We start from the raw sequence: 17,195 nt of genomic DNA on the forward strand, positions 1-17,195 counted from the left end.
TATCGGCTAGGCATACGTGCTTCCAACGGGATGGCGAGCGGCCCGGGTTGCGCCGCGAGACGCGACCAACCCGGCTTCGAACCGCGCTCGATCCGAGCCCATAGTATGCCATCGATACTTACTTCAACCCCCGCGTCGAACCATGCACACTGGACAGCAGACTGCGGGGTCAACCGACGCACCTTCTCGGATTTGCAGTAGTCTCTCGGATTGAGGAAGGGCATCGGACTGGGGTCCTCCCAATTGACTGTGTCGGGTGACTCCATGACATTATAAAGCCATACATCGCCCACGACCTCCTCGTCTTCAAGGAGGTATGCGTACGCCACTCGATTGTCATCATCCAAGACGACCGCAAGGCTTCCATCCGGATGATCGAAGCGCAAGAGAACCTCATTGCTTTTTGCCGTCGAATCGCCCACGGTCGTGCTCCTTCGTCCAGTACCGCCGCTGCTGCTCTTTCCAGGTCCTTCTATCAATTTTGCTGGGCTCTTGCCCGGTATTCGAGTGATTTTCCGAGAAGTTCCCTTTGCCACGGTGCTCGGTGCGAGTCATTTCGTCCAGAGGGCTATCCGGTTTCTGCCCGCGGTGGTGCAACTCAACCGGATGCCCATCGCTTCCTGTTGGTGCTTTTCCACGTTTTGCCGGCGGCGCTTTGAGCTCATCGTTAGGAATTCTCCTGCCCTCCGGAACAACCGTACCGCCTCCACTTCCCGCCGTCTTCCCTCCGCTCGACCCCGCCTGCCCCGACGCCGCGCCGTTCGGCTTCGAGACCGGCTTCGTCGTCGTCTTGACCGTCGTCGTCTTCGGCGCGGCCTGTGGCGCGCTCGCTCCCCCACCGCTCCCGCTGCCCGTTGACAACGATTGCCCGTTGTGCGTCTCGGCGGGCTTCTTCTTGGACTTCGGAACAAAGTTCGGATGCCGGGCATGGCAAAGCCCCTCGAGGCACTCCCTGGCCCGGTCTTTCGCGAGCGCGGAGGTATCCGCACGGCTGAGTCCCCAGTCCTCATACGCCTGGGCCGCGCTCTCCGGCAACTCTCTCGGCTCGGCCGGCTCGGGCTCCTGGAATGGGCAAGGCTCGGCCGCGGGCGGCTGTTTGTCCGCGACAGCCTGCTTCGCGCAGCGCCACTTGACGAGCAACCTCGTACAGGCACCCGCGCCCGTCCCGCTCCGTCTCCGCGTCTGGCCCGGCTCCCGATACGCTGCGCACCGCTGCTCCTCCGACGACCTCGCGATCGGTCGCGGCAGCGGCTTCGGTCGCTCGACCTGTTTGGCCTCGTCCTTCTTTTTGCTGTCGACCTTCGCCGCGGCGACGCGCGGCTTCGGCGGCGGAGTCCGCGCCGGACATTCGAGCGTGTTGTACGGAATCGGCAGGAGTTTCGCGCTCGCGGGAGGCGAGCTCTCGTCGAAAACGAAGATGGGGCTGCCATTGCTTCTCGCGCGGTCCACCTCCCGGGCCCCGAAGAAGGGCGTGCCATCGGTGGTGACCCCCCAGATTCGCTTGTCTTTCGCCACGTTCGGCGGACGTACGCAGACGTGGACGACGTTCGGCGCCTCGAAGATCCGCGCCATCGTGGGATCGCGCGAGGAGGCGCATCCGGTCAAAATCAAAACGAAGCACAGGACAAGCGCCGTGACGAGGAAATGCCAAAGGCGAGCCAATCGAGTCGATCGTCGCATGGACCGCTCCTGTCTCTCGGAATGGACCAGCCCTCACCCCCATCGGCGGGCAGCCATCCGAGCCATGAGCATACGACACGACGCCGCGGGCCCGCGCCCTTCCGGTACCCATCCGCACAAATCCTCTTGACACCTCCCCCGTAGCCTCGGTTACCGTCCCGCCATGTCCGCTCGCATCCTCGCCTATCGTATTGGCCTTTTCACGCTCCTCCGGGAGCTGCAATACACCCTCTCCCGCGCCAAGCAGGAGCCGCTCGCGGCAGGTTATGTGCCGGTCTTCCAGGCGCTTCGCGACGAATGGAAGCTCATCCTCCTCGAGGAAATCGATATCCTCGATTCGCTGGCGCAGGCGCAGGCCAGCGTCAACAAGGCCGACGAGGGGCTCGATGCTTTCGCCGGCCGCGTCTCCCGCATCACGGACGAGTCGACCAGCGGCCATTCGCGCAAGCAGCTACGCTCCGCGCTCTTCAAGAACAAGCCGCTCGCGAAGTTCCGGCGGCCGGTACTCGGTGGGCAACTCGAGCTCATGAGCGATTGGGCCGAGACGCTCGCGAAATGCGGCGTGCCGGCGCTCGTCGCCCTTGCGCCCGAGGCCGAGACGCTCATCGCCGCGGGCCAGGACGCCGAAAACCAACGCAAGCATGCGCAATCGACCAATCGCGACTTCCGCGACGTCGGCACGCGCAAGCAGTTCCTCGACAAGGTCAATGCCGCCCGCAAGGAGGCGCATGGCGGGCTCGGCAAGCTGCCATTCGAGAACCTCGCTCTGCCGCGGGATTTCGCCGATGGCTTCTTCTATAGCGAGTCGCCGCGGGACGAGGAGGAGACGATCGACGAGGTCAAGACGTCGATCGAGGAGCTTCAGGCCCAGCTCGAAGAGCGGCAGGCGCTCCTCGCGAAACTCGAAGCAGAAGCCGAGGCCGAAGCCCGCGCCGCCGAGGAGCGCCTGGCCCAGGTGCAAGCGGTCGAGGAGCTCGAGGCGCAGGCCAAAGCCCTGCTCGAAAAGGCCGCCGCGCTCAAGGCAAAGGCCCGAACGTAGCGCGCCAATGGTGCGGCGGAGGGACGGTGCTCCCTCGAATCGCCCAAACAAGCGCCGCGGAAAAAACCGGCGCCTGTCCTGCCAACCAAACGACCTCGGGATCTACGTCGACCCTCGCCGGTCCCGCGTGACCGCTTTCCAAGCCGGCCGCTCGTCCTCGGTCCCCGCCCGAAGCCAATGCCGTCGCGGACGCCGCCCCCTGTTCGGCCGCCCGACCACTCCCGTGAGCCCTGCCCACCGGCCGTTTTCGCCCGAAACAACCCCGGGGCGACGCGACGTCCGCGCCGTGTTTCCCGGAAACAACCCGGGGCCGCGTCAGGGTCCCACCGTTGTTCCGTCCCCGAGGGCCCGCATGCTGCGCGCCAGGGTCGTTCCGGCGCCAGACCCTCCCCGCGCTGTCGCTCGCCTGCTCGTCCCATGGCCGAACAGCGCCCGTCCGCCGCGAACGGCGAATGTTTCGGCGCTCCTGGTTCCGACAGCGCAATCCGCGGGGATGGTTTGGAGGGGAGAGCAGGCGAAAGACGCCGCGCGGGCCGTGTGTACGGTCCGCGCGGATCGGGGTGTCAGTTCGCGCCGTCCTCGATGGCGCGCTCGACGGCGGCGTGCACCGGAGAAACGTCGCTCGCGGGCTTCTGCACGTCGAAGCTCACCGGCGGCAGCACGCCGCGCGGCAGCCACGTCTCCTGCTCGCTCCGCGACGACTCGGGCTTGCGCGCCGGCAGGATGCGCCCATCCGGCTGGAACCGCTCGAGCTCCTCGGTCACGCGCCGGAGATACGACTGCTTGATGTGGAACGGCATGAACGCGCTCTTGAACCCCGAGACGAGGATCGTCTTGATGTCCTTCAGCGACATGCCCATCTTCGTGTGGCAGAGCCAAAGCTCGTTCGACACCGTCGTGTCCGTGACGAGCCGGTTGTCCGTGTTGACCGTGACGCGCAGGCCCAGGTTGTAATAGAGCTTCAGCGGGTGCGACGCGAGATCACGCACCGCGCCGGTCTGCACGTTCGACGACGGGCAGGCTTCGAGCGGGATGCGGTGGTCGTTCACGTAATGCAAAAGGTCGCCGTTTTCGCGCAGGCGGCAGCCGTGGCCGATGCGATGCGCGCCGCAGACGTGGATCGCCTGCGCGATCGACTCGGGCCCGTACGCCTCGCCCGCGTGGATCGTGCAGTTGATGTTGTTGTCGCGGACGAGCTGGAAGGCGGCCTTGTGGTGCTTGGCGGGGTTGTCGTACTCGGCGCCGGCGAGGTCGAAGCCGACGACGCCGCGGTTCTTGTACGCCACCGCGAGCTCGGCCATCTCCAGCGAGGAGTGCGGCGAGATGTTGCGGATGCCGCACACGATGACCGCGCTCTCGATGCCGAGGTTGTCGTGCGCGGCGCGCAGGCCCGCGAGCACCGCCTCGACGACGCTCGTGAGCTTGAGCCCGAGCCGCGTGTGGAGCATCGGCGCGTAACGAACCTCCATGTAGCGGACGTTCTCGCGCGCCGCGTCCTCGGCGAGCTCGTAAGCGCAGCGGAAGAGCGCGTCCTCGGTCTGCAAGACGCGCAGCGTGACGTCGAAGGCCTTGAGGTACTCGACGAGCGAACCCGTGTTCTGGCCGAGCCGCATCGCGCGCCGGAGCTCTGCCGGGTCGTACGACGGCATCTCGACGCCGTGTTTCTTGGCGAGGTCGATGATCGTCTCGAGTCGCAGCGAGCCGTCGAGATGGACGTGAAGGTCCGTCTTCGGAAGCTGCTGGAAGAACTCGAGCGGCAGCGTACTTACGCCGCCGGTCGCTGTATCTGTATCCATGGTGAAGTGTTACACGGACGGCGCCGCGAGGGGAGGCCGATCCGCCCGGCCAGCAAGGGTCACGCGGAGGGCGAGCGGTCCTTGCGCGGCGCGTCTCCGTCCGGGTCGCCCACCGGCGTCATCAGCGTGACGAGCACCGCGAGGAGGAACGCCACGCCGAGCACGACGAACATGCCCCAGAGCGGCAGCGACAAGCGCGGACCCCCGAGCTCCTGCGTCATGGCCATCTCGACGCGGTCCGGGTTGAACCCGAGCACCACGCGCTTGCCGACGAACGTGAACGGCAAACCACGGCCGCCGAGGTCCTCGAAGAGTTTTTTGTCCCGCTCTAGTTCGGCCCTCGTCTCCGGCGCCTTCATGCAGCCCGCGAGGACGTCCGCGTCGAGGCCCGCCTTCTGCGCGAGGAGCTTCGGGATCTTTTCGTGCGTGAGTTCTTCGGGCTCGGCCGCGTAGAGCTCGTCGGCGACGATCTCGCGCTTCGGGAGAGGCGTGCAGAGGTAGGCGAGCGCCGCGGGCTCGGCGCCCGGGTGGCCCGAGAGCGGCATCATCTTGCGCACGAGCGTCACGCGGTCGCCGTACTTCTCGACGACGCCGTGCAGCACGGGGTGCATGCGCCGGCAGAAGGGGCACTCGAAGTCGGTGAACCCGATGATCGTGACCTTGCCCGGCGTGCTCGCGGTCTGGATGGCCGCGGGCAGCGGCGGCTCGACGGGGTATCGACCCCAGACGAAAGGCACGAGCACCGCGAGCATCGCGGCCGTGACCCAGGCCGTCGTGACGGACCTGCGTTGCGGCAAGAGGACGCTGCCTTCGTCCTTCCACGCGCGGAGAGCGACCCACACCGAGGCCAACGCCGCGACGATCGCGGAGAGGTCGACGGCGACACACCACGCGCAGAACGCGCCGATCTCGGTCTTTTGCAGCCACAGGAGGAAGGCCGCGAAGAGGCCACCGGGCACGGCGAGCGACGCGACGAGCACGTGCTGCGATTTGCGCCGAGCGACGAGGGTCAGCCCGAAGAGAAGCGCGTAGGCCGCGAGGCCGAGGCTCGGCAGCGGGGCGAGGCCGAACAGGCGCGACCAGGGGGACATGCGCACCGCGAAGCAGCCCGACGTCACGCCGCAGAACGCGGGATCGCCCGCGTTCGTGTACTCGACGACGAGCGCGGCGGAAGCGGCGATCGCGACGAGCAGAGGCAAACGGAGCAAGAGGACGGGCAAGGTGCGCATCGGCTCATGTTTCGCACAAGCGCCGTCCTTTCGCAGCCGGCTTTGGTTCGGGACATGCTAGGAAACCGCCCAGCGCGTGCCCAAAAACGCGAACAGGAGGGGAAGTCCGGCCTCCGGGCTCCACGACCCATGACGTCGATCGGCCGCGTAACCATCGCCGATGTGCTCGCCGAGCACAGTCGCCCCCTGCACATCCACGAGATCGCCAGCCGGCTCGGCCTCACGGAAGGCGCCTACGAGCCGCTGCGGCGCGTGCTCGACGACCTCTGCTGGGACGGAAGTGTCGTGGCCTTGCCAGGCCAGCGCTTCCGCCTCGCACGCGCCCGCGAGGAGCGGCGCGCCAAGGAGTACGAGGGGACGCTGAACGTGAACCCGCGCGGCTTCGGGTTCGTCACGGTGCTCGATCTGCCCGACGACGTGTACGTGCCGCCCGAGGCGATGGCCGGCGCGCTGCACGGCGACACCGTGGCGATCCGCGTGGTGACGACGTCGCGCCGAGGCATCGAGGGCGAGGTGGTGCGCGTCGTGAAACGCAAGACGACGCGCGTCGCGGGCGTCTTGCGCAAGCGCGGGCGCAGCGTGTGGATCGAGCCGGACGATTCGCGGCTGCGTGGCCCGATCGTCCTGAAATCCGAGCCGCGCACGAAGCTCGAAGACGGGCTCGCCGCCGTCGCCACGATCACGCGCTTCCCGGAGCTGCCCGACGAGAACCCCGAGGGCGTGCTCGAAGCCGTGCTCGGCGTGCCCGGTGATCCGAACGTCGAGGTCGCCAAGGTGCTCGTGCGCGAGGCGATCGAGGAGGAGCATCCGGCCGAGGCGATCGCGGAAGCGGAGGCGTACGGCGACGAGGTGCCGCACGAGGCGCTCGCCGGCCGCGAGGATCTGACGCACCTGCCGCTGCCGACGATCGACCCGGAAGACGCGCGTGATCACGACGACGCGGTCTGGGCCGTGCGGAAGGAAGACGGCTCGTATCGGGCGTGGATCGCGATCGCCGACGTGTCGCACTACGTGCGGCTCGGGACCGCGCTCGACGAGAGCGCGATGACGCGTGGCAACTCGATCTATCTGCCGGATCGAGCGATCCCGATGCTGCCGCGCGCGCTCTCCTCGAACCTGTGCTCACTCGTGCCGAATGTCACGCGCCTGTGCTTGTGCGTGGAGATCGACCTCGACCCGACCGGGACCGTGACGCACGCGCGTATCTTCGAAGGCTTCATGCGCTCGCGCGCGGCTCTCACGTACCCGTCCGTGGCGCGCGCGCTCGGGCTCGCCAAGCACGCGGTGGCAAACCCCGACGCGGAAGCGATGCGCGAGGACCTCGCGGTGTTGTGGGAGCTCTCGCGGCTGCTCCGCGCGCGGCGCATGCGGCGCGGCGCACTCGATTTTGATCTGCCCGAGGCGAAGGTCGTGCTCGATCTGGAAACGGGCGCGCCGCTCGACGTGGAAAAGCGCGCCCACGATCCGGGCGTGAAGAAGGCCTACGAGCTCATCGAGGAGCTGATGCTGCTCGCGAACGAGACGGTCGCGCGCGAGCTCGTGACCCGCAACGTGCCGGGGATCTTCCGCGTGCACGCGCCGCCGAACCCCGAGCGCCTCGAGCGCTTCGTCACGATGTGCGAGACGCTCGACGTGGGCTTCGAGCTCGAAGACGCCTCGGATCCGAAGAAGCTCTCGACGTTCCTGAAGCGCATCGCGAACCACCCGCAGAAGCAGGTGCTGCACTCGCTGCTGCTCCGCGCGATGAAGCAGGCCGTCTACGACGTGAACAACGGCGGACACTTCGGCCTCGCGTCGACGGCGTACCTGCACTTCACCTCGCCGATCCGCCGCTACCCGGACCTCGTCGTGCACCGGATGGTGCGCGCGCTGCTCCAGAGAGAGCGGATCGACACGAGCCCCGAGGCCGAGGAAAAACTACGCCTCGCCGCGTCGACCGCGTCCGACTGCGAGCGCCGCGGGATGGACATCGAGCGCGAGGTGGTCGACCTCTACCGCGCGCTCTACATGCGCTCGCACATCGGTGAGATCTACGAAGGCACGGTGACGGCCGTCGTGGGCACGGGCCTGTTCGTGGCGATCGACAACCCCTTCGTGGACGTGCTCGTGCGGCTCGATGCCCTCGGCCCCGACGGCTACGAGGTCGACGAGACGGGCCTCTACGTGACGGGCACGCGCAGCGGCGAGCAGATCAAGCTCGGCGACACGATGCTCGTGCAGATCGAGGACGTCGCCGTGCTGCGCCGCTCGATCTACGGAAGGCGCGTGATCGCGGTGGACGAGGAAGGCGTGTCCGAGGCGAGGCCCCGCAAGGTCCGCCGCACGGCGTCGACGAACGGCCCAGACAAACGCGCCCGTGGCAAGGTGACGAAGGCCGAGGCGAAAGGTCGCCTCACGCGCGGCGGCACGAACGGGCCGAAGAAGACAAAGACGAAAAAAGTCGCGAAGACGAAGAAGACGCGGCACTAGCCGGCGCGGGTATCCTCGCTCGACGCGCGATACAGCGGCGAGAGGCCCCCGCGCTCCGCGTAAGGCTGCAGGTAGCGGAGCGACGTCTGCGCGCTCGGCAGGAAGCGGTGATAACGCTTCTCCGGGATCACGAGCGCGTCGCCGGGGCCGACCCAGATCCGCACCCAGCGCTCGTCCGTCGCGCGGACGTCGTAGACGCCCTCACCTTCGAGGAAGAGCCGCACCTCGGCGATGAGGTGCAGATGCTCATCGATTTCGCGCGCGATGGTCGCCTCGTCGCGCGGGTTCGCCACGCTGAGCCGGACGTCGTCCTGCTTGGTGAAACCACGCTCGGCGCAGATGCGATCGACGAACGGCTGCATCGACCGTGGATCGAACGCCTCGGCGAGGATCCCCTCGGCCCGCAGCTCCTCGGGGCTGCACACGCGCTCGCTCGGGCTCATCCACACCGCTTGCATCCAAACCTCCGTCCGGCCGCTCGTTTCATCCGGCCCGCACGGAGTCGCGGCGTCAAGCACCTAACGCCGGATCAACCAGAAGAACCCGACGACGCTGAGCACGAGGACGCAGGCCGCAAAGACGAGCACCACACCGTCGGTGAGACTCCAGCCAGACTCGGGCGCCGGCGTGGCAGATCGCTCGGGCCGAAGCGGGCGCGAGGCGTCCTCCGGGGCGGGCGTGGGCTCGGGCGCGGCAGCCGCGGAAGGCGTGTCGTCCTCCGCGACGGGCGGCGGAGGCGCGTCCTCGGGGCGCATCGGCTCGTCCGCGCACCGCGATAGCTCCGCGAGCGCCTCGGCTGCCGGATACACGAACACGAGGGCGTTGCGGCCGATGGCGAGGGTTTGTCCGGCACGCCAGGCGACGTCCGTCGCGCCGAGCGGCGCGCCTTCGAGCAACGCGGCCTTCGCGCCGAGGTCCCGCACGAGCAGGTGTTCGCCCTTGAGGCCCACCTCGACGTGCCGGAACGCGGTCTCCGGATCGTCGAGCGGGAGGTCGACCTCGCGCGCGCGGCCGAGCACGTAACGCCTGCCCGCGTCCGTGAGCGCGAGCGTCTTGCCTTCGTCGGGCCCCGAGACGACGACGAGCCTCGGGCCCGCGTCCTCGCCCTGCGCGGCGAGCCCACGTGTGACGAGCTCGAGTGCGAGCGCCTTCGTCGTCGCGGGCGTCGCGCGTGCGGTCGCGAGCGGATCGATCTTCACTTCGAGCCACACGCGGCCGAGGCGGAAGAGCTCTCCGGATCGGAGGACGCGTGGCGATTGCGGCGGCAGGAGCACGGAGCCGAGGGCCGTGCCGTTCGTGCTCCCCTCGTCGACGATCACGTACTCGTGGCCGCGTTGCCGGATCGAGGCGTGACGGAGGCTGACGCTGGGGTCGGGGAGGCGGAGGTCTGCGCCCTCGCCGCGGCCGATGAACACGCGCGGCATGTCGAAGGTGAGCGAGAGCTCCTCGCTCGTTTCCCCCGTCCGCACCGTGATCGTGACTGCCATGAATCCTCGGGCGAACGCGCGGCGGAAGGCTTCGCCGCGCGTGCCGCTAGGCGCCGATGCTCCGGCGCACGCGCTCCACGGCGTTGCCGAGCTGGCGCATCGTCTGCTCCTGAATACGCGCCGCCTCCTCGATCTTCTTGGAGGCGTCGAGGAGCTGTTCGAAGCCGCGGTTCTGGTTGCGCTGCGAGGCGTTCAGGTTGTTGACCATCGCGGAGATCTGCTCGATCGAGCTCGTCATCTGACGACCGCCGCGGGCTTGCTCCTGGCTCGAGCGCTCCACGTGCTGCGTGATCGTGCGCATCTTCTCGGCGCTCTTCATGATGAGCTCCGAGCCGCGCGCCTGCTCGGCCGTGGCCGCGGCGATCTGCTGCACGGTCTCGGCGATGCGGCCGATCGCGTCGGTGACCTGCTTCGAGCCCTTGGCCTGCTCGACCGTGGCGCGCGCGATGGCGCGCACCATGTTCGTGCTCTTCTGCGAGCTGTCGAGGATCTTCTTCAGCGCGCGCTCGGCCTCGTTCGAGACCTCCACGCCGCGGTCGACGTTGTGCGCGCCGCGCTCGACGGCGGCGATCGCGTTCTTCGACTCGGCCTGGATCGTCTTGATGAGGTCCGCGATCTCCTTGGTGCTGCCGCCCGCGCGATCCGCGAGCTCTTTGATCTCGTCGGCGACGACCGCAAAACCCTTGCCGTGCTCGCCGGCCTGGGCCGAGAGGATGGCGGCGTTCAGCGCGAGCAGGTTCGTCTGCTCGGCGACGTCGTCGATGACGGCGAGGATCTGGCCGATCGCCTCGATGCGGAAGCCGAGGTTCGAGATGACGCTCACGGCCTCCTGGCTCGACTCCTTGATGCGGTAGATCTCGCTGATCGTCTTCAGGATCGCCTCGGCGCCCTTCTCGGCGTCCATGGCGACCTCCTCGGACAGACGCGCCGTCTCGTTCGCGTTCGACTGAACCTGGTCGATGGACACGTCCATCTGGTTCATCGAGGAGCTCGTCTCTTCGGCCGTCAGCGACAGGCCGTCGACGTTCTTCGCGACCTCGCGGATCGAGTAGGCCATCTCCTCGATCGAGGAGACCGTCTCGCGCACGCTCGCCGCGAGCTCACCGACGTTCTCGGCGACCTCGTCGCTCGTCGCCGTCATCTCGAGGATGCTCGACGAGCTTTCTTCGGCGCTCGTCGCGAGCATCTCGATCGATTGCGAGAAGGTCGACAGGGAGGCGTTGATGTCGCGCGCGTGCGCCGTCGCCTGCTCGGCCGAGGTGAGCACGGTGCCGAGGCCGTCGCCGAGCCGCGGCAGGTACTCGTCGATGACGCCGAGGGCCTCGCCGAGCTCCGCGCGCCGCTTCTGCTCGCGCTGCTCCGAGCCCGCGAGACGCTCGCCGATCGACGCGAGCTCCATGTAGATCCGCGCGACCTCGGGCTTCGCGCCCACCGGCGCACGAACACGCTCGCCCTCGCCGGCGCGCTGCACGGCGTTGACGATCTCGCCCTCGAGGATCTGCATCGCCTCGGCGAGCTCGGCGCGGCGCTTCTGCTCGCGCTGCTCGGCCTGGGTCAGGCGATCGCCGATCGACGCGAGCTCCATGAAGATGCGGGCCACCTCCGGCTTCGCACCGGGCGGGGGACGAACGCGCTCGCCCTCGGCGACGCGCTGGACCGCGTCGATGACGTCGGCCTCGACGTTCGCGAGCGTCTCGGTGAGCTCGCTGCGGCGCTGGGTCTCGCGCTGCTCGGCGGTCTGCGCGCGTTGCTCGGCGGCGGCGAGCCCTTGCTCCGCGGCGATCGCGCGCGACTCGGCGGCCGAGATCCGCGCCTCGAGCGACTGGAGGCGCTGCTCGGCGCTGCCGGCGCGTTGCTCCGCGACGTTCGCGCGCTCCTCGGCGAACTGGACTTTCTTGTCCGCATCCTTCGTCGCGTCGCGGACCACCTCGGAGACGCCCGAGAGCTCCGCGTAGATGCGCGCCATGTCGGGCTTCGCGCCGGCCGGAGCGCGCAGACGCTCGCCAGCCGCGGCGCGACCGAGGGCTTCGATCACCTCGTCGACGTTCACGCTGCTCGTGCCTGCGTTCTGCTCGAGCTTCGCGACCTCTTCATTGAGTTCCGCGGTCTTCTTCGAGAGACGCTGGATCTCCTCGTAGACGTCCGCGAGCTCTCCGGTCACGCCTTCGGGCAGCGCCGGCTTCTTGCCGCGGGCTGCGGCTTTCAGCGCGTCGACAAGCCCGCCGAGCTTGACGTTCGCGCCCTGGGACGCGCTGGCGACGAAGACCGCGCCCGCGGCGACGAGGCCTATCAGGTAGAAGAGCTCGGACGTGAAGTCCTTGAGGAAGGACTTGGTTCCGATGCCGAAGAGAACGGCGGCGACGAGGACGACGGCGGGGGGGCCGAGCTGCCTTGAGTTCATGGTCTGAAGCGGCTTGCGGGTGGCGCGGGTCGGACGATGCTCCGGCCGAGAGGCAGGCCCGAGCCGACACGCGAACGCTCGCCGAGGTTAAGAGCGCCGGGGCCTCGGGTGCAAGGAGAGGGATCATTTCCTCGCGATCGAGGCCTAGGACCCGCCCCTCCCCTCGGCCCCCTCGCCGCCCGTCCGCCGAGAATCCCCCTGCCCCGCGCCGTTTTTCGCCGGCGTGCTGTAGTCCGGCGACGTCCCGAAGGGCTTGTCGTATCCGCGACGATGCGGAGGTCTGCGGGTCGGGGCACGGTCGTTCGAGCCGATGAACGTGCCGCATCCCACAAGCATCCCGGAAAGAAGCAGCAAGCCGACGAGTCTCCTCATGGAAGAACCTCCATGTGCTGATGTTCGGAACCCCGAACTCGGTGAACGTCGGCAGGCCTGGACACCCTACGGCGTGGGTGGAGAATTTTTCGCCCACGCGAAGTCTCGCTCGCAAGGGACGTTGCGGCGCGAGAGCGCCGGTGCGCTTATGATGCGGGCCCTTTCAACGCCTCGTCGCCTGTGACCCTCGCTGCCCGGCTGCTCCTCGCCTTCGGCCTCGTCGCCATCTTCGCCGCGGCGCTCGTGGGTCTGTCGCTGCGCGACGCCTCGCGTCAGATCATCGAGAGCGATTTCGAGGACCGGATCGAGGCCGCCGCGGTGGGCGTTCGTCGCGAGCTCGCGAGGGAAGCGCGCGCGCTCGAAGGCTTGCTCGGGCCGCTCTGCGCGCACGATACGTTCGTGGACAAAGCGCACCTCTTGCTCGAACGCGCGCGGGGGGACGAGTCCGCGCTCGAGTCGGATGCGCGCATCTCGATGCGGCATTTCGTTCCGGATCAAGCGCGCGCGCTCGGGCTCGACGACCTCGTGCTCGTCACGGACAAGGGCCTGATCCTGGCCGCCTCGGATGTCTCGCTCACGGGCACGAAGGCCCCCGAGCTCGCGAAGCTTTTGCGATCGCCGGCGGGCGGCGCGCCGCGTCTCCGCCCCGATCCGAAGGGCGGCGAGGCCTCGCTCGAAGTGCACTGCGCGCGCTCGGGCGGCGGCGTCGAGGTCGGGCTCGTCGGCGCGCGCCGCGTCGGCAAGATCCTCGAGCGCATCGGCGCCTCGCACGGCGTCGAGCTGCGCGTCGAAGGGCCGGATCGCGCGAAGGGGACGGGCGACGCCGTCGTCCGTCCGATCGACGTCGCCGAGGTCCCGGGCCTGCGCGTCGTCGCCATCGCCACGCGTGACAAGCTCCACGGCGCGCTCGCGAAGCTCGATCGCGCGATGCTCTTCGCCGGCTCCGTCGCGCTCGTCCTCGGCCTCGCGATCGCGTTCGTCCTCGCGCGAAGCCTCTCGCGACCGCTCGTCGAGCTCGCCCGCGAGACGCGCGAGGTCGTGGCCGGCGCGCCGCGCACGGTGAAGGGGCGCGGGGGCCGCGAGCTCTCGGACCTCGCCGACGCCTGGAACCGCACGATCGCCGAGCTCGCCGCGATCCGCAGGCGCCTCGCCGCGACGGAACGCATCGCCGCGCAACGCGAGGTCGCGCGGCAGATCGCGCACGAGATCAAGAACCCGCTCGCCCCGATCCGTGCCGCCGTCGAGACGCTCCGCAGGCTCCGTGCCCGCGAAGATCCAGCCTTCGACGAGTACTTCGAGGAGGCGACGGTCACGGTCCTTCAAGAGGTCCACCGGATCGCGAACATCGTCACGGAGTTCACCCGCTTCGCGCGCCTGCCCCCGCCGAACCCCGCGCCGATCGATCTCGTCTCCGTGGCGAAGGGCGTGGTCACGCTGCACGCCTCGGCGGGCGAAGGCGTCGAGCGCACGGGGACGCGGCGGGTCGACCTTTCGTCCGAGCCGATCCCGAACGTGATGGCTGATCGGGATCAGATGGTGCAGGTCTTGACCAACCTGATCCAGAACGGCCTCGACGCGGCGAGCGCCGTGCGTCCGGACCCGCGTGTGCTCGTGACGATCGGGCCACAACCGGACAACAAAGTCCGCATCGTCGTGCGCGACAACGGCCCGGGCGTACCGGCGGAGATGGTGCCGCGGCTCTTCGAGGCGTACGCGACGACGAAGGAGAAGGGGACCGGCCTCGGCCTCGCGATCGTCCAGCGCATCGTGTTCGAGCACGGCGGCGAGATCACGTACCGCGAGGCGATGAAGGGCGGCGCGGTCTTCGAGGTGTGGCTCCCCGTGTCCGGCCCGCCGCTGCTCGACAAACCGCCCGCGATCGAGGCCACGCTTCGGGGGCCCGACAAGAGCGTTTAACCCTTTCGAGTCATTCCGCTCCAGGTCTGAAAAGCGGGCCTTCGGCGCTGGCCTGCCTCGATCGGCTCTGGCATGGTCCGACCATGCGAAGCTCGACGGCACGCGCTCGGTTCGCCCTCTCGCTCGTGGCTCTCTCGTCGCTCGTGCTGGGTTGCGGCGGCGCGCCTCCGAAGCAGTCCCGCACCTCGCGCCCGAAGACCACGCTCCGCCCCACGGCAAACCCCAAGCCCGCCGCCGCGATCCCGGGCCCGGCGCTCTTGCCCTCGTACGTGATCGCGCGGCTCGACAACGAGAACGCGGCGCCGTACGTCGCGCGACGCGGCGAGGACATGCTCGTCTTTTACGACGCGCGCGGCCGGCTCTTCACGCGCCTTTGCGGGCCGGATGGAAAGCCGAGGACGGCCGAGCCCATCGACATCGGACCCGCCGCGGCGGAGATTCCCGTCGCGACGGTCGAGGCCGTCGGCGACGGCTACCTCGCCGCGTGGGTCGAGGGCATGAAGAGCAACGCCGCGGTGAAGCTGCTCTCGCTCGACGCCACGGGCGCCGCGCGTGGCGCGCCCGTCACGATCGCGCAGTCCGCCGACGAGGTGAGCTGGGTCCAGATCGTGGCGGGTCCGAGCTCGGCGCTCGTCGTCTGGGAGGTTCCTCGCGACGATCACTCCGACGTGCTCGCGGCGCCCGTGACGCCCGGAAAAACCCCCTCCCCCGCCGTCGTCCTCGCCCACGACGCCCTCGGCTGGGACCTCGTCGCGACCGATCGCGGCGCCGCGATCGCGAGCGTCGTCGCCGGCGCGGGCGGCGCGCAGAACCAGGCCGAGCAAGGCCGCGTGGGCCGCGTGCTCTACGCCGACGTCGATTTCACCGGGAAGGTCTCGGCGCCCGTCGTCGTGAACCCCGAGGCCACGGCGCAGAACGACATCATCGTGGGCCGCGCGGGCGGCCGCACGCTCATCGGCTGGACCGACGTGCGCAACATCGACTCCAGCGTGTACGTCGCGGCCGTCGAGCCCGGCGGCAAGATCGTCACGCCTCCGAAGCGCGCCACCACGCCCGTCGGCGAGCAGGCGCTCGTCTCGCTCGTCTCGGGCGGAGGCGCGGGCAAACGCGCGCTGCTCGCGTGGGAGGATCTCCTGCGATCGCCGCGCGATGGACGCCTCATCCACCTCGCCACGATGGACCCCGACGGCAAGCTCGGCGCCGAGCGCACCACGCTCGTGTTCAGCGCGAGCGGCCCGCCCGACATCATCGCCGACGGCGACGGCTTCGCCGCGCTCACGCTCGCGCCCGCGTCGAGCGAGCCGGGCCCGCTGCCCAAGGACGCGCCGATCTGGCCCACGTTCGTGCGCTTCGGCCCCGACCTCCAGGTCCGCGCCGCCGAGCCGGTGCGCGCCGAGGCCTTCGCGACGAGCGACGGCATCCCCTACCTCACGCGAGGTTTGTCCTGCCAGGCAGGCGCTTGCACCACGCTCGCGGCGAACGAGGGCTCCCCGGCGACGCTCGCGGCGGTCGGCTTGCCCGTGCGGCAAAGCCCGTGGCGCGCGCCGGCCTCGCGCGATCCCGACGACACCCCGCCGCGCCCGCTCGGCGTCACGGCCCTCTACGACGGCGAACACCTCGCCCGCGTGGCCGCGACGGAACGCCCCTCCGGCGGCTCGCTTGCTGCGTGGGTCACCTACTTCATCGAAGGCAACAACGACGGCGCCGGCGGCAAACCTGCCCGCAAGGACGACCCGCTCGCCACCGTCGGCGTGCGACCCGTCTCCGCGGCCGGTGTTCCCGGAAAAACCCAGATCCTCTCCCGCCGCGCGCTCTCGATCGGCGGCGTCGCGATCGCCTCCGCGCCGGGCGGCAAAACCGAAGAAAGCGCGCTCGTCTGGGCCGCGCGCGACAAGAACGAAGCGCAGGTCCAGATCGCCAAGCTCGGCCCCGAGGGCGACAAACTCGCGCAAAAACCGCTCACCACGATCGCGCGCAAGCCGAGCAAGGACGGCGTCCCGAGCGAGGTCTCCGATGTCGCCGTCGCCTACGCGCCTCCGTCGGATCCGGGCAAGAGCACCGACGACGGCTTCATCGTCGCGTGGGTCGACACGCGCGACGGCAACGCCGAGATTTACGCCGCGCGCGTCGATCGCACGCTGCGCAAGGTCGTCCAGGACCGACGCATCACCGAGGCCCCCGGCGACTCCACCGAGGTGCAGATCGCGGTGCGCGGCAAGGAGACCTTCCTCGTGTGGTCCGACGCGCGCGGAAACCCCGACGAGGGTGCCGGCGACATCCACGTCGTCCGCCTCGACACGCGCACGCTGCAGAAGGTCGGCCCCGAGACGCGCCTCTACACGTCCCCCGGGCACTCGCGCTCTCCCACGATCGCGCTCGCCGGCGATCGCGTGGTCGTCGCGTGGATCGAGGAAGCCGCCCACGACGCAAAGCCCGAAGAAACCGAGGCGGGCGTGCGCATCGCCATCCTCGACGAGCGCGGCACCCTCGCCGGCAGCTCTCGCCTCGTGCGCGGCGAGGAGCAGAGCGCGGTCACCTCCGTGGCCCTCGCGTGCGGCCCTTCGAAGTGCCGCGGCGTCCTCACCTCGGCGCTCCGCGACAGCATGATCCTCGACGCGTTCGAGCTCTCGCCTGGCGCGCCGCCTGGCCCGCTCAAGGCCCTCGTCACGCTCACGGGCGGCGCCAACGCGGACGTCTCCCCCTCGTTCGCCGGCCGCGAGGGCACCTCGCTCTTCTTCGGCGACGACGCCATCGGCGGCACCGGCCGCGTCCGGTTCATGACGATCGGCTGGCCCTAGCTCTCAC

General features: G+C 69.3%; 10 protein-coding genes. 4 read left to right on the forward strand and 6 right to left on the reverse strand.

What is annotated here, in order from left to right; translation table 11 throughout:
• Positions 1-393 precede the first annotated feature (393 nt).
• Positions 394-1,680 (reverse strand): HNH/ENDO VII family nuclease, encoded by a 1,287-nt coding sequence (locus tag KEG57_RS02035; protein WP_272418334.1) that lies wholly within the window; start codon positions 1,678-1,680, stop codon positions 394-396.
• A 163-nt stretch (positions 1,681-1,843) separates the two neighbouring features.
• Here KEG57_RS02035 and KEG57_RS02040 point away from each other — a divergent pair, with 163 nt between their 5' ends.
• Positions 1,844-2,719: a hypothetical protein gene (locus tag KEG57_RS02040; RefSeq protein ID WP_272418333.1), complete on the forward strand. Its 876-nt coding sequence runs from the start codon at positions 1,844-1,846 to the stop codon at positions 2,717-2,719.
• A 563-nt stretch (positions 2,720-3,282) separates the two neighbouring features.
• Here the strand turns inward: KEG57_RS02040 and add are convergent.
• On the reverse strand, positions 3,283-4,515 hold the full coding sequence (gene add / locus KEG57_RS02045) for an adenosine deaminase (RefSeq protein ID WP_272458048.1): 1,233 nt from the start codon (positions 4,513-4,515) through the stop codon (positions 3,283-3,285).
• Positions 4,516-4,574: 59 nt separating this feature from the next.
• Positions 4,575-5,744 carry a vitamin K epoxide reductase family protein gene (locus tag KEG57_RS02050; RefSeq protein ID WP_272418331.1) on the reverse strand — a complete coding sequence of 390 codons (1,170 nt, stop codon included), beginning with the start codon at positions 5,742-5,744 and terminating at the stop codon, positions 4,575-4,577.
• 129 nt (positions 5,745-5,873) lie between these two features.
• Here KEG57_RS02050 and rnr point away from each other — a divergent pair, with 129 nt between their 5' ends.
• Positions 5,874-8,213 carry a ribonuclease R gene (gene rnr, locus KEG57_RS02055; RefSeq protein WP_272458049.1) on the forward strand — a complete coding sequence of 780 codons (2,340 nt, stop codon included), beginning with the start codon at positions 5,874-5,876 and terminating at the stop codon, positions 8,211-8,213.
• On the opposite strand, the gene KEG57_RS02060 is transcribed toward rnr, so the two are convergent.
• From KEG57_RS02060 to KEG57_RS02070, 3 genes are read right to left on the reverse strand one after another with little or no spacing between them, the layout of a single operon-like run.
• Positions 8,210-8,671: a 1,2-dihydroxy-3-keto-5-methylthiopentene dioxygenase gene (locus tag KEG57_RS02060; RefSeq protein ID WP_272418329.1), complete on the reverse strand. Its 462-nt coding sequence runs from the start codon at positions 8,669-8,671 to the stop codon at positions 8,210-8,212. The genes rnr and KEG57_RS02060 overlap by 4 nt on opposite strands.
• Positions 8,672-8,731: 60 nt before the next feature.
• Positions 8,732-9,700 carry an FHA domain-containing protein gene (locus KEG57_RS02065; protein WP_272458050.1) on the reverse strand — a complete coding sequence of 323 codons (969 nt, stop codon included), beginning with the start codon at positions 9,698-9,700 and terminating at the stop codon, positions 8,732-8,734.
• Between the two features lie 46 nt (positions 9,701-9,746).
• Complete coding sequence (locus KEG57_RS02070; RefSeq protein ID WP_272418324.1) at positions 9,747-12,101, reverse strand: methyl-accepting chemotaxis protein; 2,355 nt, start codon at positions 12,099-12,101, stop codon at positions 9,747-9,749.
• Between the two features lie 552 nt (positions 12,102-12,653).
• On the opposite strand from KEG57_RS02070, the gene KEG57_RS02075 reads away from it, so the two are divergent.
• Positions 12,654-14,390, forward strand: a complete 1,737-nt coding sequence (locus KEG57_RS02075; RefSeq protein ID WP_272418322.1) for a sensor histidine kinase — start codon at positions 12,654-12,656, stop codon at positions 14,388-14,390.
• Positions 14,391-14,473: 83 nt separating this feature from the next.
• Entirely contained in the window at positions 14,474-17,188 is a 2,715-nt protein-coding gene (locus KEG57_RS02080) for a TolB family protein (protein ID WP_272418321.1), read from the forward strand.
• Positions 17,189-17,195 lie beyond the last annotated feature (7 nt).

This window comes from Polyangium jinanense (genome assembly GCF_028435365.1).